This is a genomic window from Virgibacillus sp. 7505, from assembly GCF_002272135.1.
Classification (GTDB): Bacteria; Bacillota; Bacilli; order Bacillales; family Amphibacillaceae; genus Terribacillus.
The window spans coordinates 1-226 of sequence record NZ_NPBF01000369.1; the positions used below are offsets into that span (position 1 = coordinate 1).

Below are 226 nucleotides of genomic sequence, written 5' to 3' on the forward strand. Positions count from 1 at the left end.
CGTTTTCTATTAGTCTAGGTCATTTAATCGACTTCTTGGTACCGCTCATAGGCGGCTTGCTGGATCGACATGTATTCTTCCAAGCCCATCGCTTCAACTTGGGCGACATAATCTTCCCATTCGCTTAGTGGTTTTCTGCCAGTGATGAAAGCGTCTTCTGTTTCGTTGATGAATGTTTCAAGGTCGGCGCCGACAGAATCACGGAATTGTTGCTCTTCTCTTGTGT

At 46.0% G+C, this 226-nt stretch carries 1 pseudogene; it reads right to left on the bottom strand.

The window, feature by feature from the left end:
* Positions 1–23: 23 nt before the first annotated feature.
* Positions 24–226, bottom strand: a pseudogene (locus CHH91_RS19370) (extracellular solute-binding protein); the annotation flags it as partial.